The following is a 22,128-nucleotide window of genomic DNA, read 5'->3' as shown; positions in this document are numbered from 1 at the left end:
ATGGCATCGATTTGTAATGACCCGAACGGTACCCGTCGCATTCTATTTGTCGCTCCCGACGGCAAACGTAAGACGATCCGTCTCGGTAAGATTAGCAAACGCAACTGCGAGGCCGTAAAACACCGAGTCGAATTGCTGCTATCAGCAAAGATTACCTGCCATGCCTTGGACGGCGATACTGCAAGATGGGTTGCAGCCTTGGAACCCCCTCTAGCAAAGAAGTTAGCCAAGGTAGGTCTAATTGAGGATCGAGAAAAACAGGAGCGGGCATTATTGGGACAGTTTCTTACGGAATACGTTGCCAAGAGAATCAACGTCAAGCCGGCGACGCGGGAAGTCTGGTCCCAGCCAATCCGCAACCTGAAGGAATTTTTTGGCGAAAATCGTGTCCTCGATACTATCACGGAAGGGGACGCAGAAGACTTTAAGCTTCACCTGATCGGCACTGGACTAGCGTCTACGACGATCCACAAGCGACTACAGTTTTGCAGAACGTTTTTTGGAAATGCCAAGAAACGAAAATTGATTCCGGAAAATCCCTTTGAGAACGTCAACCATAAAGCGATAGGCGTAAAGGATAGACAACGCTTCATTACGCGCGAGGACACGGAACGGCTTCTAGAAGTCTGCGATCCTACATGGCGGGTAATCGTCGCGCTGGCACGGTATGGCGGTTTGCGGTGCCCTAGCGAAGTGCTCTCACTGCGATGGCAGGACGTTTACCTACCGAAATGCCGGATGATTGTTCGATCCCCCAAGACCGAGAACCACGGCAAAGACCGACGAGAGATTCCAATCTTCCCTGAGTTGTTTCCGATCCTCCGAGACGCCCAGGAAATTGCCCCAGATGGCGCGATCTACGTTATCGGAGGCAACTATCGAGACAAAGCGAATACTCCCCAGGGATGGCGCAACATCAACCTGAGAACTCAATTTGAAAGAATTATCGATCGAGCCGGCCTTACACCATGGCCCCGACTGTTCCAAAACCTTAGATCTAGCAGAGAAACCGAACTTCTCGCCGATCAGCACTCAATCCATGTGGTAGCAGATTGGCTTGGGAACACCCCTAGCATTGCCATCAAGCATTATCTTCAAGTCACGGAGGAAGATTTTCAGAGGGCAATTAAAGGATCGAAGAGAGACGCACAAAGCGGCGCACAAGTGGCGCAGAAAACGACGCAGCACCGGCATGCTGGCGTTCGTAGCAATTCGCAGGAGTCGCCCCTAAAGCGTGATACAGAGGCCACTTCTGCGAAGCGTTGCGAGACGCAACCTGTTGCTACAAAAGACTTTAGCGGAGGACAAGGGATTCGAACCCTCAACCGGTTACCCGGCACTTGATTTCGAGTCAAGCTGCTAGCCAGTTCGCGTATCCTCCCGGCTTGGGAACTACTCAGTTTACTGTCTCTTTGGTTTCTATCAACCCGGTCTGAAATCGTTCCTGGGGCAAAACTTGGGACCGATTTCCGCGGGCCGAGGTTCGCGCCAGGTCGGAGACGGACATTTCGCATCTTTCGGTTTTTGCGTTTCTATCTCCGAAATCTGAATTGTCCATTAACTTCACCATCATAAGATGCAGTTTCTAAGCTGTTTGATGCCCTGATCTTGCGAGAATCTTTTCGCCAATAGGGAATATGATGGACAACTCAAGTGATCAACTATTCACGACTTTAATCGACTCCCTGCTTCAGCTTCGCGAGGGGGCCCTCAAGTTGGAAGAGGATTTCTCCTCTTCCCTGGCGAAGATCCCTGAGTCGCAGCGGCAATGTGGTCGGAACCTGGTGCATTACCTGAGTGTTCGCCAGCATGATATCCGTGAATTGCAATATCAGTTGCATGCCTTGGGATTGAGTTCGCTCGGCCGCATGGAAGCCTACGTGCTGCCGACAATCGATGCCGTGCTTACGGCCCTTTATCGCCTGGCCGATCGGACGCCGCCTAAGATCGATCTGCAAAACTCCTACGAGGGCTTCCAAGCCGGCCGCGCCCATCTCGATCAGAATACGAATGTTCTGTTCGGCGAACCAGGTAGTTCTCGGCAGCAGCGCATCATGGTGACGATTCCCAGCGAGGGCGCCCGGCAGTATGGTCTGATCTTTGAGCTGTTACAGGCAGGCATGGACGTCATGCGCATCAATTGCTCGAAAGATGACCACAAGACCTGGGCGCAGATGATCGAACACCTTCGGCGCGCCGAAAAGGAAACGGGCCGTCGGTGCAAAGTGCAGATGGACCTGGCCGGTCCTAACCCACGAACCGGCCCGCTGGAATCGAAGCCCGGCGTATTGCATTGGCGTCCCCGTCTGAACGACGTCGGGAAGATCCGGTCGCGCGCGAAGGTATGGATTTCTTCTCGGGACACTGGGCATCAAAACGCCGATGAAGTCCTGCCAGTTCCCCCTGATGCCATGGGCAACATTCAACAGGGGGACAAGTTACTGGTCACCGATACTCGCGGCCGCAAGCAAACGCTTACGGTCATTTCCGTGGAAGACGGCGGCTGCTGGGCTGAGGGGGAAGACGAAGCATTTGTCGAACCCAATGCCCCTTTCTGTGTGCTTCGAAGTGACGAGCAGGTATTTCAAGGAAACATCGCTCAAACGTTTGCCAGACAAACCGACCATGAATTCAATGTTCGAGTTGGCGATCTTATCGTGCTGACTGATGGCGATATTCCGGGGCACCCTGCCCGAAAAGATGCCAACGGCAACATGACTGAGCCTGCGAGCATCGGTTGCAACTTGCCTGAAATCTACCAGGACGTGCGTCCAGGCGATCGCTTTTTCTACGACGACGGCGAACTGCAAGCCGTTGTTCGCGAAGCGTCCGCGGAAAAGGTTGTCATCGAAGTCACGCAAACACGCAAAGACGCGGTGAAGATCAGGAGTGACAAAGGAATCAACTTTCCGGACACCCATTTCAATCTGCCTGCGTTGACTCAGAAGGATCGGGCGGATCTTGATTTCATTGTCGCGAACGCGGATCTCTTAGCCTATTCGTTCGTGCGGCATGTCCGTGACGTGGAAGACTTGATCGACGAGTTGAATGCTCGCGGCGCCGATTCACTCGGAGTCATTCTTAAAATCGAAACGCAACAGGCCTTTCAAAATCTCCCCGAGTTGCTGCTCGCGGCACTTCAGCATCCGCCGATTGGGGTGATGGTGGCTCGCGGAGACATGGGTGTCGAGATCGGCTTCAACCGTATGTCGGAAGTTCAAGAGGAAATCCTCTGGCTGAGCGAGGCGGCTCACGTACCGGTGGTCTGGGCGACGCAGGTCCTGGAGAGTCTGGCCAAGAAAGGACTACCGACCCGGGCAGAAGTCACCGATGCGGCCATGAGTGGCCGCGCAGAATGCGTGATGTTGAACAAAGGAGAGCATATTGTCGAAACAGTCCAGTTTCTCTCCGATGTCTTGGAACGAATGCAACACCATCAGCACAAAAAACTGGCGACGCTGCGAAAACTCAGCGTGTCGAATATCTATTCGAACTCTTAGAGCGGTTCCAATTCATCTGTAGCGTCTTTGGCTGGCTGCGGCTGCGCGGGACTTCGTTGACCTGCATCGACGAATCTAGAGGATTCGCCTGCTTCGGTCGCCTTGTCCAGCTTGCCTCTCCGACGCCCAGGACGCTACCCCTAACCTGGAAACTCTCTAGCCGCTGGCCGTCGTGAAATAGTACCGCGTCAAGTGAAAGAAGACCGGCGCGGCGAAGCAGATGGCGTCGATACGGTCCAACACGCCAGCGTGCCCTTCGACCAACGTGCCGTAGTCTTGCACGCCGCGATCACGCTTGATGGCACTCATCGCCATGCTACCGGCGGCACCCATCACGGCGATCACGATCGACATGACGGCACTCTGCCAAGGGTTAAACGGCGTGGCCCCGGTAAGACTCAGCATCGCTCCGACGACCGCGGTAACGCCAGTTCCCGCGAAGAAGCCTTCCCAGGTTCGGCTGGCGTTGATGTTCGGGGCGATCACATTCTTACCCAACAAGCGGCTACAAACGAAGTGCAACAGATCGCTGAGCTGCGCTATCAGCAGAAAGTAAAACAAAAGGCCCGCGGTGCTCTTGGTCGAGTACTCCGGATCGGTCCAATCGGTCAGGTAAAGAAGTGCTGGTGCATAGCTGAGCGAGTAGACGCAAATGTACAGGCCGGCCTGGATCTTGGCGATGCGTTCCAAAAAACGTTTGTAGTCGCCAGCCACGGCGATCCGTGCGGCAATGAACAGGAAGCCGTATACGGGGATCAAAATGCTGAACAACTCGTACTGCGATTGTCCCATCGCTACCAGTACGTATTGGGCCGGCGTCAAGATAAAGAAGACCCAGAACAGCGTACGGTGGTCGCCCAGCCGCGTGGGTGTCAGGGTAATGAACTCGCGGAGCGCCCAGAACGAGATCAAAAAGAACAAGATCACCGTGGCAACAGGCGACGGAATCGTGAACGTGACGGCCAGGATCGCGGTCATCAGCCACCAGGCTCGCACGCGGCGAATGAATGCCTGAACGATGGCCGGGTTCACGCTTGAATCGGGCTGACGCCGCAGGATCTGTCCTGCCCCGGTGGCGATCAACAAGCAGCTGATCACGACCCCCAGCAAGATACCGGTCGCACCATCCAGCAGAAACGCCGTTTGTTGAGCCAACAACGGTGCCGTGAGAATCGTGCTAAGGGATGCGTGCAGCAAGTCCATGATGTCGTTTCAGCGTCAGACGTCTCGCAACCGGGAAACCGCTTCCCGAGCGCGGACGAGAAAGTCGGTCTTCGGTTCGCCGTTTTCCAGCCAAATAGGCGGGCCGAAAATCACACGGCTCAACAGGGGAACCGGTAAGTATTCTCCCTTGGGCAAGATGCGAGTCATATTGTCGACATACACCGGCACCAATTCCAGGTCAGGTCGCTTCTTTGCCAGGTAAAAAAGACCACTTTTGAAATCGCGGAGGTTCGTTCCGTCGTTGCGGCTTCCCTCGGGGAAAATGATCGCCGAGTACTTATCCCCGATCTCCTTGAGCATCGATTCCACCGGGCTGCGATGGACCTTGATGTTCTCGCGATCGATCAGCATCGCATTCAACGAATGCGCCAGGTAACGGCGGAACCAGCCACGGTCCCAATAGTCCTTCGCCGCGACCGGCTTGGTCAACTCGCGACAATGCTTGGGAAGCGATGCCCAGATGATCACCGCGTCGATGTGACTGGTGTGATTGGCAAAGTAGATCCGTTGGCACGTATCAGGGTGGCAATCCACCCAACGTACACTGCTTCCAGCGACTACTTTCGCCAGACCAGCCAAGAACGGACCCGTGAAGTTGAATTTCACTTGCTCTGAAACCTTGCCTCCAGCACGACACAAACGGAATACCTCCATCGTATCGCACGACCGCCAGTAAGACTAGCGGACCCTGAGTACGAAACTCTAGTGCTGACGGGACTTTACGATGCTTTTGCGTCGGTTCTTTGGGGAACCAGGACCGGGTTGGAAGCCGGCTGGCGGGCCGCATGCAAAGCCGCTTGAACCTTCTGGCGGTAGACTCCGCTGATCAAGTCCTGGTAGCCGGAGACCATCGCGTCAAGCGAACCGTACCGCAGCACTTTCTCCCGGGCAGCTTTCCCCATTTCGGCTCGCTTTCCGGCATCTTGCATCAGCGTGGCCATTGCCTGGGCCGTTTCCTCCAGGTTGCTGGCCGTCACCAGCAAGCCATTCACGCCGTCGTCCACGGCATCCGGGATGCTCCCCACGCGGGGGGCGACAACCGGAAGCTGGGTCGACATCGCTTCAAGAATCGAGACCGGGCTGGCTTCGTTTTTCGAGGTAAGCGCGAAGCAGTCCATCGCCGAAAGAAGCTCAGGGATATCGCTACGACTGCCCGTCATCGTGACGTGATCCTGAAGGCCAAGCTCGTCCCGCAGCGACTCGATCCCTGTTCGCTCAGGCCCATCCCCCACGATCACGAAGTGCGATTTTGGCGACTGCTGAATGACGCGAGCCGCGGCCTTCAAAAACAACGCGTGATCCTTTTCAGGTCGCAGGGCCGCCACGATTCCGCACACAGCGGTATCTTCCGAGACTCCCCACTCACCGCGGATCCTTTCGCGAGTCTGGGGATTGGCGACGAAACGATCGGTATCGATTCCGTTGGGAATGACCGTGACCTTCTGCTGCGGGAAACCTTCCACTTCGACCAGGTGCTTGCCATGGGGTGCCGCCACTCCGATGAAGCGATCGGTGATCGAGGTCAATCGACGGTTGAGCCAGTTGATCGAGTCGGGCCAGCCTGTGGAATGGATGGCGGAAGCGACGACCGGCACGCCTGCCAGCCAGGCACACAAACGCCCCCAGAACATCTTGTCGCCGGCACCCACCGTGACGACTGCGTCGATTTCGCGCATAGCGAATAGTTCGGTCAGCCGCGGAACGACGCGCAGGTCATACTTCCCGCTGAGCATGTTATGAAACGTGGGAACTTCCTGCTGCATCTCTTCCCCCAAGGGGCCTAGTTCTTTCATGCAGCACAGTTCCGGTGCGAACCGATGGCGGTCCATCCGCCGAATTAGGTTCACCAGCAGCGTTTCAGCACCACCGACCGGCATACTGGTGACCAGGTACATCACACGCAGAGGGCCGCGGCCATCGAGCGGAAGATTGATTCGTCGTCGCATCATGGTTCTTAAGGCTCTCTAAGTTCGTGACCGAAATTTATTCGTCAGCACACTGACGCCACCCCACAGCGTTTGCTTCTCCCGGTCGTCAAATACCAGGCTGCCGGCATAGGCCTGCCATAGCAGGACGATCCAAACGGAAAGCGCAATCGGCCAGCCCAGACCAAGCAGAAACGGGGCCGCCGCGAGCAGTAGCGTCGACTTCTGGATCTCCATGCCGTGACGATGAGCCAAGTACAATGCCAGAACGATCGCGATCGCGTTGGCCAGTGCCGTCGCGACAACCGCCCCGGTGAGTCCCCACATCGGCAACAGCAAGGCATTCAAGCCGACGTTCGCGGCCAGCCCGACTCCAAAGACGATCGCGCCGACATGGGTCTTCTCGGCACAGCAGAAATAGAGCATCGCGCATCCGACCAGGCTGTACCACACGCAGTAAGTCAGCGTCCACGGCAGCACTTCTAGGCCGCCGCTATACTTGCCTTCGAATACGTATTCAAACAGAAGCGGAGCCGTCAGCCCGATCACGATGGCACCGGCCATCATCACCATCGAGCTGGCCTTCAGCAGCAGATTAAGTTGCTGCGAGACCTTCGAACGTTCGCCCCGTTCCCAATCGGCCGAAAGATGCGGCAGCAGGATCCCGCCAAACAGGTTCGCCACCGCCACCATCAGCCATGGCACCACGCGGCTGCTGTGATAGTCGCCGACCAGGGTAATGCTTTCTTCCGCCGTCAATCCGCTGAAGTGCACGATCATGTAGCGATCGACCACTTCAAACAAATTCGAGAGCAGGTTGATCGCCCACAGCCACGCGGCGAAAGGAAGAAGCTTCTTCCAGAACTCCGACTGCATCGGCACGCGATCGCACAGCGGGACCTGCTTCCAATCGCGGGCTAGGACAACGCCCCCCATCACCACGGTCACGCTACAGGCGATCCCGTACGAAAGGATGACGCTTTCCGCCGACGTGTCGTACCACATCAGCAGTCCCAAACCGATCGCAGCGAAGAGAACGCTGTTGACGAATTGCAGCGCCGAGACCATCCGCATCTGCCGCATGGCAATGAACAGTTCGACGAAGTAGTTGAAGCCCACGACCGCGATCAGCGTAAGAGCCACCACGGGAATGATCGGAGCCAAACTGGCATCTTTAAACAGCACGACGGCCGCTTGTTCGTGAAACAACCATAAGAGGCCGCAGCCAACCGCCGACAGGACCACCGTGGCCACTGTCGTTCGATAGAGGAACGTTCGCAGCTGCCCCTTTTGACGATAATGCTCGACATACCGGCCAAACGAGCCAGGGATGCCCAGCACGACCAGCGGACCTGCCAGCATCAAAAAGCCAAACACCAGGTCCCAAAGCCCTAGCTGTTCCGCAGGTAGCCAGCGGCAAAAGAGCACTCCGCGGACAAACCCGATGCCACGCTGGAACACCGTCAGCATGGCCAGCAGCAACATGCTTTCGGCCAGTGAAGTCGTTTGATAGGTCGGTGTGCTGGGTACTTCAGCCGTGTTGTTGACCGTCGAGGCAGCGCTCATGCGTCTCCTCCGACCGCCACGGTCTGTTTGACATAGCGAGGTTGATAACGTTTCACGCCGTTCAATTTACGGGGATCGATCGTCATCCAGTTACGCAGACGCGAGAGTTCCGGATCGCCATGAATTCGCTGGATGTGGTACGGATCGTCGCCGGGAAAGTTGTAGCCGCCGTAAGCGGAACAAAACCCAAGGATGCCGTTGGCACGCAGCATGTTGATCGCCGCGTCATTCAGATTGGCATGCTGGCCAAACGGAAACGCGAAATAGCGAATCGGCTGATCGATCAACGATGCCAACTCCTGGGTCGCCGCAATCACTTCGTCGTGTAGCATGTCTGCATCACGAATCGCGCCCACGTCAGGATGGGTTCGCGAATGCCCACCGATCTCGATCACGCCACTGGCTGCCATCTCACGCAGTTGGTCGATCGTATTGGGTCGGGTCTCGATCCCCAGCTTCGCATCGTGAGGAAACGGCTGGCCACTTAATACGTTGCCCAGCGTCACGAAGTAAGTGGCCGGCATGTTCCGTTGAATCAGCTCGCCGATGGCCTTATCGCAGTTCTCACCGTAGCCGTCGTCGAAGGTAATCGCGACGCAGGCGCGTGGGTTGCATCGCAGAGCAATGCGGCGCTGGGCTTCGGCCAGGGTCACCACTTCCAGGTTGGCCTCTAGCCAATCGAGGTGTCGGCGAAACCCGTCGTTGGTGATCGTCCAGTCGTTCAGATTCTGATCGGCAACGCGGTGATAGAAAAGGACCATCACCGGCGCAAGACCAACCCGCGCGCGGACCTGGCGGAACCGGGCTCGCCAGGGCCAGGTCGCGGCGTAGTAGCCGTCGATCAGGTGTTCTTTCAGTCGCTGCATGTTTGTCTTATTCGTTCTTTCCGAGCGACGCTTTGAGCCAGCTTTTTACCTGGGTTTTCGTCGTCCAGATCCCCTGTCGGATCAATCCAAAGGTCGTATTTGGCACGATGCGGATCGTCTCGCAGGCTCGTGGCTCGGCTCGCCAATGGGCTTTGTACGGTTCATCACCCCGCAGGAAGTCGACGGCAGTCTTGCCTTGTTCTATCGCACGGCGAATGACGGCGATCTGCATCAAGCTGCCTGGTTCGTCACTCAGGCGATCGGGATCGATGCCTGCCTGATAGGCGTACGCGATGTCTTGGCAGGGGAAGTGAATCTCGGCGGCGATCGGCACGTCGTCCAGATCGAGCCAGAGAATCTCGCACTTGCCGTCGGCCATCATGTGGCTGGCAGCTTCGTACAAGAACTTCGTGAAACGATCGTCGGCAAAGCAGCCGGGCTGATCGAGCGACTTGCGCCGGCGCATGTGCAGGTCGATCAGAATCGGCATGGCAGCGTCCAGGCTCGTCGTACTGTCGCACACGTGCAGCTGGCAGCGATCGGTATCGAGCACGCGACTGATTTGTCGTCGGATCTGTTTGCGATGCGACTTGGACTGCTGCATCTCGAAGTCGTACCAGGTCTCTGGTAGTTCGAGTCGCCAGCAGTTGAGTCCCGGTAATCGGTGCACCATCGCCTGACAATGCATCATCCGCTGACTCAACTCGGCCGCGATGGGTGTTCCTTTTTCCAGGTTGTCCCACTCCATCGCATCCCACGCATTGGAGGTCGTCAGGGCTTCCTGTAGCCAATCGACCAATAGCGGAGCGACGCGATTCGGGTCATCCGGGGTAATCAGGATATCGAGATAGTCACTGCACACTTCACCATCTCCGAGAAAGCGAAGCGTACGTCCGCCCGTTTTTCCGGCGGCTTTGTACCAAGGCGCCAGTCCAATCAGTCCGTCATTGTCAAACACACCGACGACGAACAACTGATGACCGTCCCCATAGTGCTTCCACCACGACATCATCCAGTCGTAAGTGCGAAAGGGCACATTGCCAGCCAGTGCGTTCCAGGCAGACCGCAAGGATTCGACCGATTGTGGATCTGAAAACCGTTCGACGTGCATAGATATCTTGGGGGACGAAGTTAACATTCTGGCCAACGGTTGCGCACCGGCGGCCCTTCTGTTCTCGACAACGGACTATCAAACATTCCCCACTGTTAGGTAAAAGCAAACAAAGTTGGACGGGATTGAAGGGGATGCATCCTTGTCGCTCAATGATTGTTTCCTCGCGGCATCATGCGTTGCTTTTTCGCCACACCGTTTGCCATTCGGCATCATCGCGGCAGAGGTAGGAAGCCAACACGTCACCGCATCTAAGTGCTTTCCTAAGAGACGCTTACCACACGCTGACCCTCAATCTTTCGAATTCTTGGCACTCGGGTTGCCTTCTAGCTCCAGCGAATCGGGGTTGTGGGAAGCAGGACCTCCGGCCCATGCGGCTGCGTCTTGCTTCCCGCACGTTTTTCACTCCCTTCTGACGTGCCCTTTCGCGAGGCAATGGTTATGTTCAACCCGGCCGACATCCTCTTCGCCCTTATTCACTATCGCTTGCGTTGGATCATTCCTATGGTCCTGGTCGCCACCGCGGCACTAGCGTACGCCGTGATTAAGCCGAACTCCTGGGAGGCCACGCAAAGCATCGTCCTGCGTGATGAAGCGGTCAGCAGCTTAGGCCGACCGGGGCAATTCTCCCGAGTCGAAGACATGAAGCACGCCCAGGAAACGGTACTCCAACTGACGCGTTCGCGAGAGGTGATTCAGGAGGCACTGACCCAACTGGGGGCACCGGCCAATCGCTGGTCGACGTCTGCCTGGCCGAGCAAAGACGACATCGCTACCGCTCGCAAATCGATAAGCGTTCACTCCCCCAGCGGCACCGAATTCGGTACGACCGAAATGCTGTACATCACCGTCGAAGCCGACACGCCAGAGCGTGCGAAAAAGCTGAACCAACTGATCTGCGCCCAGCTCGATCAGCAACTGGGTGAAATGCGAAACAGCCGTGCTTTGAGCCTCGTGGAAGAACTCAGCTATCGCGAACAACAAGCCGACCAGGCCCTGACCGGCGTGACCAATCGGCTTTCGGAGATGGAAGAAGAAGTCGGCACCGACCTGGCCGAACTGCGTATCCTGAACGAAGTCGGCTCAGGCAACGGCAACCTTCGCGAACAGATGGTACAGATCAAGAACGAACTGCGAACCGCCTTGGCCAATCAGCAAAGCTCGCAGCGACTGCTGGAGATCTTGGAAGCGGCCCAGCAAAACGCGAGTGAACTGATTGCCACTCCCAACCAGTTGCTCGATTCGCAACCGGCCCTGCGCCGGATGAAAGAGGGTCTGATCGACGCACAACTTCGCTCGGCTCAATTGCAAGGAATTCGTACTGAAAGTCACCCTGGCGTCGTCGCGGCTCATCATGCCGAAGAAGAGATCCGCGGTCACCTGCACCAGGAAATCGCCGTCGCCATTCGCAGCCTGAGCGCCGACCGAAGCGTGAACGCCAGCCGCATTGCTCAACTTCAAACGATGCTCGACGACGTCAGCGGCCGAATGACCAAGCTGGCTTCGCTACGTGCCGGGTACAACAACCTGGTGGCGGAAGTACGCGAGAAGAACAACAAGCTGACGCAAATCCGCACCGACCTGGCCGACGCTCGATCGTCGGTCGAAGCGGCAACCACCACCACGCTGATCACCAAAGTGAGCACTCCGGAAGTGAGCGACTATCCGGTCGGTCCTTCCCGCAAGGCGATCGCCGGAGCCGGCGTTGTCGGTGGGCTGGCCTTGGGGCTGGGAATTCTGTTTCTGACCGTCCCGATCTCGGACGCATCATCGGCACAACCCGCATCTTCGGCAGGCTCCGCGAACAATGCATCCGGTGCGGCTGGGCATCCTGCTCCTGTGGCGGGGCATGGCCTATCTTTGAAGGAAGCTTTGTTCAACCTCGCACATCGCAACCCTTCAACCAACTGATTCGCGTTTTCAGCACTTTCGAGCCACTCGGGTCCTGAAAACTGAATGCTGAAGACACTGAAATGACCGCCATTGTTGCCATCTTCGTTCTCGTCGGCCTGGTATGGGGAACCATCCTGGCCACGCGCGGCAACTTGCTGATGGCATGCGTCGGTCTGCTGGTGGCAACGGCGACTGCTGGCGTCTACTTTCTGCAATTCGATCTGGGTGGCATCACCCTGTCGATCGACCGCCTGGCGATTGTCGGCCTGGCTGCCGCATTTGTCTTGCAGTGGAAGATGGGCAAGGTGGAAGTCCGTCCCTGGATGACGATCGATACGGTGATCGCCATCTTATTCGGCGTGCTGTTCTTCAACACATTTACCCACGACTTCCGCAATATCGAGCCAGGCCAGGTTCCGCCGGTTCAGCACTTGATCAATGGCTACCTGATTCCCCTGTCGGTTTATATCGTCGCGCGAAACCTGAAGTACGACGAAAAACAGATCGACTGGTTCCTGATGGCGATGACCGCGTTTGGCGTTTATCTGGCGGTGATCGGGATCATGGAAGGCCTGGGCCTGTATGGCTTCGTCTTTCCTCGTTACATTGCCGATCCGAAGATTGGTTTGCACTTCGGTCGTGCTCGCGGTCCGATGGTTCAATCGGTGAGCTACGGCGTTTACTTGTGCGGATGTCTACTGACGACCTGCCTGCTCTGGACGCGGGCGTCGAACAAGTGGAAGTGGTTCATCTTCAGCCTGATACCCTTGTTCCTGGCGGCAATCTTTTTCACCAAGACACGAACCGTCTGGGCGGGCTGCGGCTTGAGCCTGATGGCTGGCATCTTTTTGACTATGCAAGGGAAGACACGAACCGTACTTCTCACCGGCATGGTTGCCTGTGGTCTCCTGGCCGTGGTTGCCAAGTCGGACGCGATCATGGGGCTGCAGCGTGAAGGCTCGGTCCAAGATACGCGTCGTTCGGTCAGCATGCGAGCCAGCTTCACGTATGTCTCGTGGGAGATGTTCGTCGATCGGCCCATCCTGGGACATGGTTTCAGTCAGTTTAAGAAAGCGAAACTGCCGTACCTGGCCGACCGCAACGTCGATCTGGTGCTCGAATCGATTCGTGACTACGACCATCACAACACGTTCCTCAGCGTGCTGTGCGACCTGGGCCTGATGGGTTTCATTCCGTTTTTAGCCATGTATGGAATGTGGCTGCGAAACGGCTGGCGTCAGGCCCGCAGCAATTCGCCTGGCTGGGCGAAAGCGGTTGGAACGCTGGGCGTCGGCGTGGTCCTGATCGCATTCTGCCAGATGATTGGTCACGAGATTACCTTCATGCCTTACGACCATCTGTTGATCTTCCTGGTCGCCGGTATGAACGCTTCCCTGGCTTACGACTTTGGCCTGGTGAAACGCCCCGAGCGAACCACCCCACCCACTGCCTGGCAACCCCAGGCCGCCGCGCGAGGTTAACCCTACGATGAGTTCTGACCGCATTGAAATGTTTGGAATCGAGATCGATTCGCTCCGCATGACGGGTGCCGTTGATCGGTTGATGACCTGGCTCAATAGCGAAACGGAGGCAACGTGCCGTTTCGTCGTTACCCCCAACGTCGATCACACGGTGCTGCTGCAAACCAGTGCTCCCCTGCGTGATGCCTACGCAGACGCCGACCTGGTGCTGGCCGACGGATGGCCGGTGGTGCTGGCTTCGCGGATGTTCGGCAAGTCCCTTCCCGAACGTGTCACCGGAAGCGACTTGATCCCGGCCCTGTTTCGTGCGGCGGACGATTCGGCGCCGCTGAAGACCTTCCTGCTGGGCGCTGCTCCTGGGGTGGCTCAGCGAGCGGCAGTCAACGTTCACAAGCAGTATCCCAACGTGCAGATCGTCGGCACGTACAGCCCGCCCCTGGGCTTCGAGAACGACGTGGAAGAAAATCGGCAGATTTTGGAACGCATTGCCGATGCCCAGCCGCAGCTGCTGGTGATCGGTCTGGGGGCCCCCAAGCAAGAGCTTTGGATCCACAAGGTCCGTCACCAGGTGGCCGCCAAAGTGGCAGTCTGTGCCGGGGCCACGATCGACTTTCTGGCCGGCGAAAAGAGCCGTGCTCCCAAGTGGATGCAGCGAACCGGCTTGGAATGGGCGTACCGCATCGGCACCGATCCTAAACGTCTGGCCAAACGCTATGCAAAGGACGCAGTCGTCTTTCCACGCATTCTCTGGAACGAATGGATGAAGCCAGGCCTGCGGAGCCCCGACTTTTCCAAATAGCACCAGCCCTCTATAGTTGCGACAAGGAAGTCGAATCATTCGCTCGCTTTCGGGTGTTCCCCGGACAGTTTGAGCCTTAAGTAACGAGAAGGACTAATCGTGCGTCGCGCGCTGGTATTGGTGGTTGATGGTTGGGGAGCCGGGTTTCTCGGTTGTTACGGGAACTCGTGGCTCGATACGCCGGCGCTCGATCAATGGGCTTGTCAGTCGGTCCTCTTCGAGCAGTGTCTGTCCGAGTGCCCCGCCCCGCTGGACCTCTATCCGCATCTTTTCGAAGGCTCGCATCCGGTTGGTCCCGTCGAGCCTAACGGCCTGATGAGTGCTTTGACCGATGCCGACATTCCGGTTCATCTACTATCAGACGATCCACGCTTGCTCGCACTGCGGGAGACGACGCGTCTCACGTCGGTCGAAACGTTTCCCGAGGTTGCCGATGTCGCGGCGGCTTCGCCGGAAGAGACGACCCTTGCCCGCTTCGCCGGGGTCCTTCTCGATTGGCTGGAAGAACCGGCCCGCGAGGAAATCATCTGGGCTCATGCCCGGGGAATGCTCGGGCCGTGGGATGCCCCGTATAGCTTTCGGGAAGACCTCGCCGACGAAGAAGACCCTGCTCCGCCGACGATAGTGCATCCTCCCTTTGAACGCGAAAACCGCGAATTCGATTCGGACCATGTGCTGGGCATCACCCAGGCCTACGCTGGCCAGGTCACCGTGCTCGACATGCTGCTTGGGGAACTGCTGGCGACGATTGAAGAACTGCCGGAAGATGAACAACCACTGGTCGTGTTGACCTCGACCGGTGGTTACCCGCTCGGACTGCACGGTCAGATTGGCCGCGATGACGATTCGACCGTCCGTCTCTATAGCGATACGCTGCACGTGCCGCTGTTGATTCGTCAGCCAGGTGGAAAGGATGGGCTGGCCCGCTGCCAAGGCCTGGCACGGCTCGGGGACATTCTGCCCACGATCGCACAGGCGTTCGGACTTGAAACGGCCTCGCAGGAAGGTCTCAATCTGTTGGAAGCCCAACTAAGGGACGAGCGCGAATTCGTTCTGTGCGGCCTGGCCGACCAGCGATGCTTCCGCTGCGATCATTGGAGTCTGCGATATCATCTGCCAGACCTGGAAACGCCGCTGGATGAAATCGACATTCATCAGATCGTGACCGAGCTGTTCGTCAAGCCGGACGATCGCTGGGATGTGAACAACGTCGCCGACCGCTGCAAGAATATCGCCGAGACAGGTCTTCAAACGGCGATTGCTCTGGAGCATGCCTATCGCAACAATCTACCCCTGCCAGAGATGCCGGACGAACTACGCTTGGTCGTGCAGTAGCGAAACTATTGGAAACGGGGAAGACGCGGCGTGTAGCTGCGGAAGGTCTCGAGCCAGGTCTTCGCCTTGGGCTCTTCGGGAGGGGCATTCTTCTGGGCCATCGATGCCGCGCGGGTTTGCTCCAATTGCTGGGCAAGTGCCGGCGAAATGGGAACGTGACGTTCTAAGAACTTCACCCAGTAGCTACCCAGCAGACGATGGCAATCTCCGACGTCGGCCTGTTGGTACTTGGCATAGGCCAGCGTTACCAACTTGTTGAGCTGGTTGATTTCGTTATCGCGGAAGGCGACATCGTAGACTTCGATCCGATCGACCAGGACGTTCCCCTCACCCATCATGTCGAAGCCGATCTTCGCGCGTTCCAACTCTGGCGGCAGATCGAGCACTGGGTAAGCGAACTCGCTCCATTCCGATTGCAGCGGAAACGGTGTGCCGGAACCGACCGAGACCGGCCGGTAAACGTTTTGATTGCCGATGTATCCATCCAACACGATCCGCAGGTTCGGCTGAATGTTGCGTCCGTCGTTCATCAGATGCATCTTGAGCATCATTCGCCGACTATCGGGGATTTCGATTTCCTCGCTTCGTGCCCAGACGACCTGGCCGTTGCTTTGCATTCGCAGCGATTGCAGGCCTTCGTAGACCTTTACTTTCTCGAGGCCAATCGTCGTGCCTGGCTGATTGCTGACCGTCCAACCGGGGATCGCGCCGCCGCTGGAGGCCTGTTCGAAGTCGCCGTTGGAAAGGATTGCAACGGGGGGCATGGACCGAATGCTTCGCAGGCGTAGCGCCAGGGCATCGAGCTTCTCACGCATCGTTCGCATCACGCCGGTCGGCAAGTAGACCTTGGCCCCGGTGATGGCGACGTCGTAGACGTTTACCTTACAGGCAATCAGACCATACGCCGGGATCGTGATGCTCCATTGGCTTTCTCCCTTGGGTTGTGGACCGCGAGATATCTGGCTGCTTGCCAGCGGAGTAATCACACCATTGCTGGGAAGCTGCACCGTGAGAGATGCATTCAAATCCCAGGGTGTTGGGTTGACGAAGTAGAGGGTCGTTTCGCTGCCGGTCGATAGCTTACGAATCACCAGCGGCTGCGATTGCGGCACATTCAAGCGATGGTAGTTGCCACGCGGCAGCAGCTTGTAGACTGACAGGAATTCATGCAGCGACTGGTCCTGTCCCATCGGAACCATCCACCCGCCGTAGAAGATGGAGAGGTCGTCTTCCTGGGCCAAGTGCTCGACCAGCGGACGCCGCACTTCGGCACCGCTACCAGCAAACTGCGAAGCGATCCAAGTAAACGTTCCGTCCCGTCCGAAGGGCTTGGCTTGATCGAAACCGGCGACATGCAACGTATCAGGCACGTGGAAGTGCAACACGCTGCGGTTGTCTTCGTCGCCGTAGGAAACCTCTTCTTCGCGTGCGGCCTGGTAGTGAGCGTACCAACGGGCTCGCTTCTCGTTCCCTTTCGGACGAACGAAGTTGGTTTCCAGCAAGGCAATGTTGGGGTGCGCCTTGTAACGCTTGGCATCGATGCCCAGTTCCAACAGCACGTCGGTCGTGGTGACCGTGCGGGGAAGCTCCGGCGTCAGACGCAGCTTGGCATGCGGTCCGTGGAAGCAGCCGGCCGTGTTCAGATACAACACGGCATTCGAGTTCGCACTTCGCAAAATGGTTGCCAGACGGGCATGCAGCTGGAACATCCGTTGGCCGCGCCACTTGAGCCAATCTTCTTCGTGTTCCTGCAGTACCCAGTTACTGCGGGTCATCACATCGCCAGGCAGATTCGCGAAAACTTGCTGCTGTACCGCAGGCAGTGTCTGGGCGAATAATAACAGCGTATTCTCATCCATGCCCCATTGAGGCCCCGGCAATATCGCGTACCCGTCGCCATCCAGGTTCAACGAAATTCCCGCGAACGATGGGTGATGGCCGTAGCGCGAAACAAAGTCGAGCACCAGGTCGCTGATTGCCTGCTGCACGTCTTCATTCAATGGATTGTAGTAGGCACCTTCCCCGACCGATGAACCAAGTTGGTCCATCGCCGGCTGACCGAGGTGATTCAACGGCGCGGCATAGTTGGGATCGGCCGAATTCACCCGGGCTTCTTCCAGGCGGACGATCGGCGAGTTCAATTCCATCGCCGGAATGAGTCGCAGGTTCGCTCGATCAAACTGTCGGAACAAAAGTTCGGCGACGTCCTTCTTGAAGGGATCGCGACCGTCATCAAAGAACAACCCCTTGTCGAACTTGGGGGTCGAGCGGAAGTGCGGGCTCGGGTACAGGGCTCCTCCTTCGCTCATCACGCTGATGCACGCGGCATTGAAACCGACGCGCTTCATATGCTCGACGACCCGATTGCTCCCTTCCAGGAACGTGAGCCAGTCTTCCAGCGATCGATTCGATGCCGTGTTCAAATCTTCCGGCGCACCGAATCCCTTGGCAAACAACGGCTTGTCCCAAAAGGCGATCGCTAGACGGTCATCGTCGGATGACGGGGTACCGTCCGGACTTTCGGCTTCGCTACCCGGCATGACCGGTCGGCCTGCCAACACGCTAATACGACCGAAGGTCGATGGCAACTCGGCATCGCGACATGTCAGCAGCACCATGGGTGTGCTCGTACGCGGCCAGAAGACGATTCGATGCTTCGCTTCACCTGGCTTATCCCCCGGCTGTGGCTGAGGAACCTCGACGCCGGAATCGATTCCGATCGGGGTGATCATGCCGGCTGCGTCCGGCTCGACAATGCTGATCCCCAGGCTCTGAGCCATATCGGTCGGGTATTCTATCTCGACGACCAGCGGCGTCCCCATGGTCTCGATCGGCAAAGGATACGCATGCCAACCACCAGGCTGAAGCTGTTGCCATTTACGATCGTTATGATCGATCGTCTTGGTCAAATTGTTATGCAGCTCCGACGTCTTCGATTTCGTCCAGGGATTGTACGAAGCCAGTTTCGAGAGTCGGGGCCACCAGTCGGCATGGGTCGGATCGAAGGAAGCCAGCATACGCGGTTCTTCGCTGCTGGGAACGTACTGCAATTGGGGATCGACGACGACAAACTGAAGAATGCGCTGGTGCGTCGGCTTCGATGCGAACACCAGGCTACTGAGCCGCTGCTCGGTCATCGTGATGGCGAGTTCGTAAACCCCTTCTTCCGCCGGCACTTCGACTTCGACCGCCTCGCCCAGGTCGATCTTACCTTCGACATCCACCGTATTGGTGAACTTCTTTTCCCAGATCGATCGACCGGAACGCGCCGGGCGCAAGCGTACCAATGTTTCCACCGTCGTTCCGGTGGGGAATTGCGTTCGATAGCCGGTAATGCTGGCTCGTAATGCCTCTTGGGGAGAGAAGACCAGGTGATCGCGATAGAGTTCGGCCCGGATGATATCCCCGGGAGCACGCTGCACCAGGATCCTGGAGCCCTGGTCATCGAGTGCTGCCTGGTAGGGCTGCTGAAGTAGCGACGCCACCGGGATCGAAATCGGCGCGATCTGATCGGTAGGACTGCCTGAAAGTTGAATGGTGAGTTGAGCGCCAGGGGGTGCTTCGATCTGCACATCGAACCCATCGTAGATACGCGGGGTGAGATGGTTAATCTCGATCCGCCCTCGATCCGGTTGTACGGCCCTGGCTTCGTCCGCTTCCATCCCCAGTAGATGGACCAGGCGAATCTTGCCAGCAGTCAACGAGATGTTGCCTCGCCAGCGTTTCTCGGAAGAACCACCCCAGGCGATGCGCAACGTACTGCGAATGGTCTCGACCGGTCCATCCGTTTGAGCGTGCGACCTGGCAGTTGCCGACAGCGCAATCAACAGCGCACAGAACGACGCAAGCCGCCAGGCGAACTTCTTATTCGCGTGAGGGCGCAGACGATCGGAGTGCTGTCGGCCGGGACTTCCCTGTACCAGTCGTTCCAGCATAACGCTGCATATCTCAAAGGAATGGAAAAACGTGTCCTGATCGGACAATGGCCGCGGATTATAGACAGAGAACGGAAACCGCTGCCAGAGCGAAATTAGCTGGCGATTCCTCTCCCTCGCATTAGCTGGGCGAAGGTGCTTGTCGAAGATCGGCGAGAGCGCCGGGTGGTTGAGAAACAGGGTAAAGGAGAGAAACTCTCCAATACCCAGTTCTGGAGAATTCTCGTGCAATATTTCTCAACCACCCGTGATCCGCGCTTCTCGCTATGGCGACCGCCGAGAACAGGATACTCGGCGGGATCGCCCGGGAGGGTGACTCATAGAGCGGTTTCGACCTATCGGAAAACCGCGTTAAGTTCAATTATGATTTAGCTTTCGGTGGCGGCAGCATCCGGAGCGGCCGTACGACGGCGACGACGCTTCGGCTTGGCGGCACCCCATTCCTTGGTCAGCGTTTCAAAGACCTCAGGCGATTCATAGCGGATGATGGTCTTGCCTTCGGGCATCGGACCAATCAGACCGCGGAACACAGGCATCCCCCGCAGAGCGAGATCGGTGCTGCTGTCTTCGGTACCGACTTGGGAGTGCATCTTGAGCAGTGGCTCGGCCGAGTCGTAATCTTTGATCCGGATCTCGCCGTTTGCTCCGCGGGTTACTACTCGGAAGGTGTCTTTCTTCGCCATGTCTACCGATGCCTCCTCAATACCGACTGGCCACATTGCCTTTCACACAAGCAGGTATCGGAGCGCGTGCTAGCGAAGCCAAACCTTTTTCTCATGGGAAGTTACATCAGTCTTCACAGGCACAGAGCGAACAGCCGGCATATCGTGCAGGATTGATAAAGAAAGGGACGCGGCCAAACCGCGTCCCTTGATAATCCTCAGAATCACTACCAGGCGAATCGATTCACCTATCGTCGCAGGTTACCCATCGGCGTTAGCGAAGTCGAACCGATGCGTGGCGGGTCGTTCTGCAAGTTAGAAACGCCGCCAATGGCATTGCGCGATGCGACGCTTGCGGCCGGTTGTGGCGGTGGGGCGATCGCAATCCGCGTGACTTGTTCCTGCTCGACCATCTTCAGCGTCGTGACCGGACGCGAGACGGTCCGCTCGGCCGGAACCAGTTCGCGGCGCGTGACCGGCGTGCGAACCGTTTCGGTGCGCTGCTCCCAGTGCGTCCGCGGTACCCAGCGATAGGCAACTCGTGGCGGGGCGAATGGATTGATAGTGAACGGCGTGTACGCTTCCCAGCGGTACTCGGTGACCGGCGTCAGGTAAGCTCGCTGCGACTCTTGAATATCGGTCGTCAGACGTTCTTGATAGAACTTCTCGGTATGGGTCTGGTAGTTGGTCTCGGAGACCGGCACGTTGACTTTCTGTACGACTTCGCGATAGGTCACACCGTTGCGTTCCACATAGCGAACGTCATCGGCCAGAAGTGGTTGAGCGGTCCCGAAAAGCAGCATCCCCAGGAGAAGTTCGCGGCAGCGCATCCTGCGTACCCCCTTGCGTCGAAATCGATGTAGAAGCGAGTCAGCTAGTCGCATCCTTGCGAAAGCCAAGTCGAAAGAGAACTCGCCGGGAGCACGCATCTTGCCGCACTTTCCAGCTTCTCCTAAGTACCGTTTCGGCACGCGGTTTCACACGAGTTCACACAATTTCCTCCGCTAGCGATGCCATCACGAAGGTGCACAACGAGCATCCAGCGGCATCGATGAAATCTAAGTCACCATGGCAACTTAGGTTGGTTAAGAGACGCTCCGATGGCGGCATGCATTCATCGACGATCGCTTGTACGAAAATTTTCTCACCAGCTTGAACTGCCAACGGGAAGTGGTAGCCTGAACAGCGTATCTGCTTCCCTACTGCAAAGGCACCACGATGTCAGAAAAGACGATCTTCAAGCGAATCATCGACAAAGAAATCCCCGCCGATATCGTCTACGAAGACGACCAATGCCTGGCCTTCAAAGACATCGCCCCCAAAGCCCCGACGCACGTGCTGATCATCCCCAAAAAGGAAATCGCCACGGTCGACGACCTCACCGATGAAGACGCCGCATTGATCGGCCATATCTGGATCGTCATCCGAAACCTGGCCCGCGACCTGGGCCTGGAAGAAGGCTACCGCGTGATCGTCAACTGCAAAGAAGCGGGCGGGCAAGAAGTGCCGCATTTGCATTATCATTTGCTGGGTGGGCGGCAGATGACTTGGCCTCCGGGTTAATTGCCTATATGGGACGGGTTGCGAATCGAAGAGAGTCATGCTGTTTTCGCTTGAAACCGCTCAGGTCACGCCCTCCTTGGGCACATTGAACGCTCGGACATTTTGAACAAGAGCGGTTTCTCACCCCGCAATAGATCCGCCGACCACTTCTGCTTGCCCGATTGACACCTGCAGATTCTTGGAAATTTTCTTCTGGGGAGGGAAGAATTGGTGATCTCGATCGTTTTGGTCTAAAACAGGTGCATCCGCATGTCTAGCGACCGACCGC

At 57.3% G+C, this 22,128-nt stretch carries 16 protein-coding genes and 1 tRNA gene; 7 read left to right on the top strand and 10 right to left on the bottom strand.

Going from position 1 to position 22,128, the window contains the following annotated elements:
* Complete coding sequence (locus Pan97_RS27110) at positions 1–1,344, top strand: tyrosine-type recombinase/integrase (RefSeq protein ID WP_144978080.1); 1,344 nt, start codon at positions 1–3, stop codon at positions 1,342–1,344.
* Here the strand turns inward: Pan97_RS27110 and Pan97_RS02260 are convergent.
* Positions 1,299–1,381: transfer RNA gene (locus Pan97_RS02260), tRNA-Ser, on the bottom strand. The genes Pan97_RS27110 and Pan97_RS02260 overlap by 46 nt on opposite strands.
* 256 nt (positions 1,382–1,637) lie before the next feature.
* Here Pan97_RS02260 and Pan97_RS02255 point away from each other — a divergent pair.
* A complete protein-coding gene (locus tag Pan97_RS02255; protein ID WP_144970371.1) occupies positions 1,638–3,500 on the top strand; it encodes a pyruvate kinase in 1,863 nt (620 codons plus the stop codon).
* A 156-nt stretch (positions 3,501–3,656) separates the two neighbouring features.
* On the opposite strand, the gene Pan97_RS02250 is transcribed toward Pan97_RS02255, so the two are convergent.
* The 6 genes from Pan97_RS02250 to Pan97_RS02225 form a co-directional block, all read right to left on the bottom strand.
* The gene (locus tag Pan97_RS02250) at positions 3,657–4,703 is read right to left on the bottom strand and encodes a phosphatidate cytidylyltransferase (protein ID WP_144970369.1); all 1,047 of its coding nucleotides are present in this window, start codon (positions 4,701–4,703) and stop codon (positions 3,657–3,659) included.
* A 15-nt stretch (positions 4,704–4,718) separates the two neighbouring features.
* Positions 4,719–5,330 (bottom strand): lysophospholipid acyltransferase family protein, encoded by a 612-nt coding sequence (locus Pan97_RS02245; RefSeq protein ID WP_196782251.1) that lies wholly within the window; start codon positions 5,328–5,330, stop codon positions 4,719–4,721.
* Between the two features lie 113 nt (positions 5,331–5,443).
* Positions 5,444–6,673, bottom strand: coding sequence for a glycosyltransferase (locus Pan97_RS02240; protein ID WP_196782250.1), 1,230 nt, complete (start codon positions 6,671–6,673; stop codon positions 5,444–5,446).
* Positions 6,674–6,688: 15 nt separating this feature from the next.
* On the bottom strand, positions 6,689–8,215 hold the full coding sequence (locus tag Pan97_RS02235; RefSeq protein ID WP_144970365.1) for an oligosaccharide flippase family protein: 1,527 nt from the start codon (positions 8,213–8,215) through the stop codon (positions 6,689–6,691).
* Positions 8,212–9,081 carry a polysaccharide deacetylase family protein gene (locus Pan97_RS02230; RefSeq protein ID WP_144970363.1) on the bottom strand — a complete coding sequence of 290 codons (870 nt, stop codon included), beginning with the start codon at positions 9,079–9,081 and terminating at the stop codon, positions 8,212–8,214. Before Pan97_RS02230 ends, Pan97_RS02235 begins: the two co-directional genes overlap by 4 nt.
* A gap of 7 nt (positions 9,082–9,088) precedes the next feature.
* A complete protein-coding gene (locus Pan97_RS02225; RefSeq protein WP_165698577.1) occupies positions 9,089–10,192 on the bottom strand; it encodes a GNAT family N-acetyltransferase in 1,104 nt (367 codons plus the stop codon).
* Between the two features lie 441 nt (positions 10,193–10,633).
* Between Pan97_RS02225 and Pan97_RS02220 the strand changes: the two genes are divergently transcribed.
* The 4 genes from Pan97_RS02220 to Pan97_RS02205 all read left to right on the top strand — a co-directional run bounded on the left by Pan97_RS02220 (position 10,634) and on the right by Pan97_RS02205 (position 15,700).
* Positions 10,634–12,103 (top strand): GumC domain-containing protein, encoded by a 1,470-nt coding sequence (locus Pan97_RS02220; RefSeq protein ID WP_165698576.1) that lies wholly within the window; start codon positions 10,634–10,636, stop codon positions 12,101–12,103.
* A 62-nt stretch (positions 12,104–12,165) separates the two neighbouring features.
* Positions 12,166–13,566, top strand: coding sequence for an O-antigen ligase family protein (locus Pan97_RS02215; protein ID WP_144970356.1), 1,401 nt, complete (start codon positions 12,166–12,168; stop codon positions 13,564–13,566).
* Between the two features lie 7 nt (positions 13,567–13,573).
* On the top strand, positions 13,574–14,365 hold the full coding sequence (locus tag Pan97_RS02210; RefSeq protein WP_144970354.1) for a WecB/TagA/CpsF family glycosyltransferase: 792 nt from the start codon (positions 13,574–13,576) through the stop codon (positions 14,363–14,365).
* Between the two features lie 99 nt (positions 14,366–14,464).
* Positions 14,465–15,700 carry a sulfatase-like hydrolase/transferase gene (locus Pan97_RS02205; RefSeq protein ID WP_144970352.1) on the top strand — a complete coding sequence of 412 codons (1,236 nt, stop codon included), beginning with the start codon at positions 14,465–14,467 and terminating at the stop codon, positions 15,698–15,700.
* Between the two features lie 5 nt (positions 15,701–15,705).
* Here the strand turns inward: Pan97_RS02205 and Pan97_RS02200 are convergent, their stop codons facing one another.
* The 3 genes from Pan97_RS02200 to Pan97_RS02190 form a co-directional block, all read right to left on the bottom strand.
* Positions 15,706–19,635 carry a family 10 glycosylhydrolase gene (locus tag Pan97_RS02200; RefSeq protein WP_144970350.1) on the bottom strand — a complete coding sequence of 1,310 codons (3,930 nt, stop codon included), beginning with the start codon at positions 19,633–19,635 and terminating at the stop codon, positions 15,706–15,708.
* Between the two features lie 368 nt (positions 19,636–20,003).
* The gene (locus Pan97_RS02195) at positions 20,004–20,318 is read right to left on the bottom strand and encodes a hypothetical protein (RefSeq protein WP_144970348.1); all 315 of its coding nucleotides are present in this window, start codon (positions 20,316–20,318) and stop codon (positions 20,004–20,006) included.
* A gap of 227 nt (positions 20,319–20,545) precedes the next feature.
* Positions 20,546–21,127, bottom strand: coding sequence for a hypothetical protein (locus Pan97_RS02190; protein ID WP_144970346.1), 582 nt, complete (start codon positions 21,125–21,127; stop codon positions 20,546–20,548).
* Positions 21,128–21,515: 388 nt separating this feature from the next.
* Between Pan97_RS02190 and Pan97_RS02185 the strand changes: the two genes are divergently transcribed.
* Positions 21,516–21,860 carry a histidine triad nucleotide-binding protein gene (locus tag Pan97_RS02185; protein WP_144970344.1) on the top strand — a complete coding sequence of 115 codons (345 nt, stop codon included), beginning with the start codon at positions 21,516–21,518 and terminating at the stop codon, positions 21,858–21,860.
* The last annotated feature ends 268 nt before the right edge of the window (positions 21,861–22,128 follow it).

Source organism: Bremerella volcania (assembly GCF_007748115.1).
In the GTDB taxonomy this organism is placed as follows: Bacteria; Planctomycetota; Planctomycetia; order Pirellulales; family Pirellulaceae; genus Bremerella; species Bremerella volcania.
The sequence above is the reverse complement of the archived record's forward strand: the minus strand, read 5'-3'. Positions and strand labels throughout refer to the sequence as shown.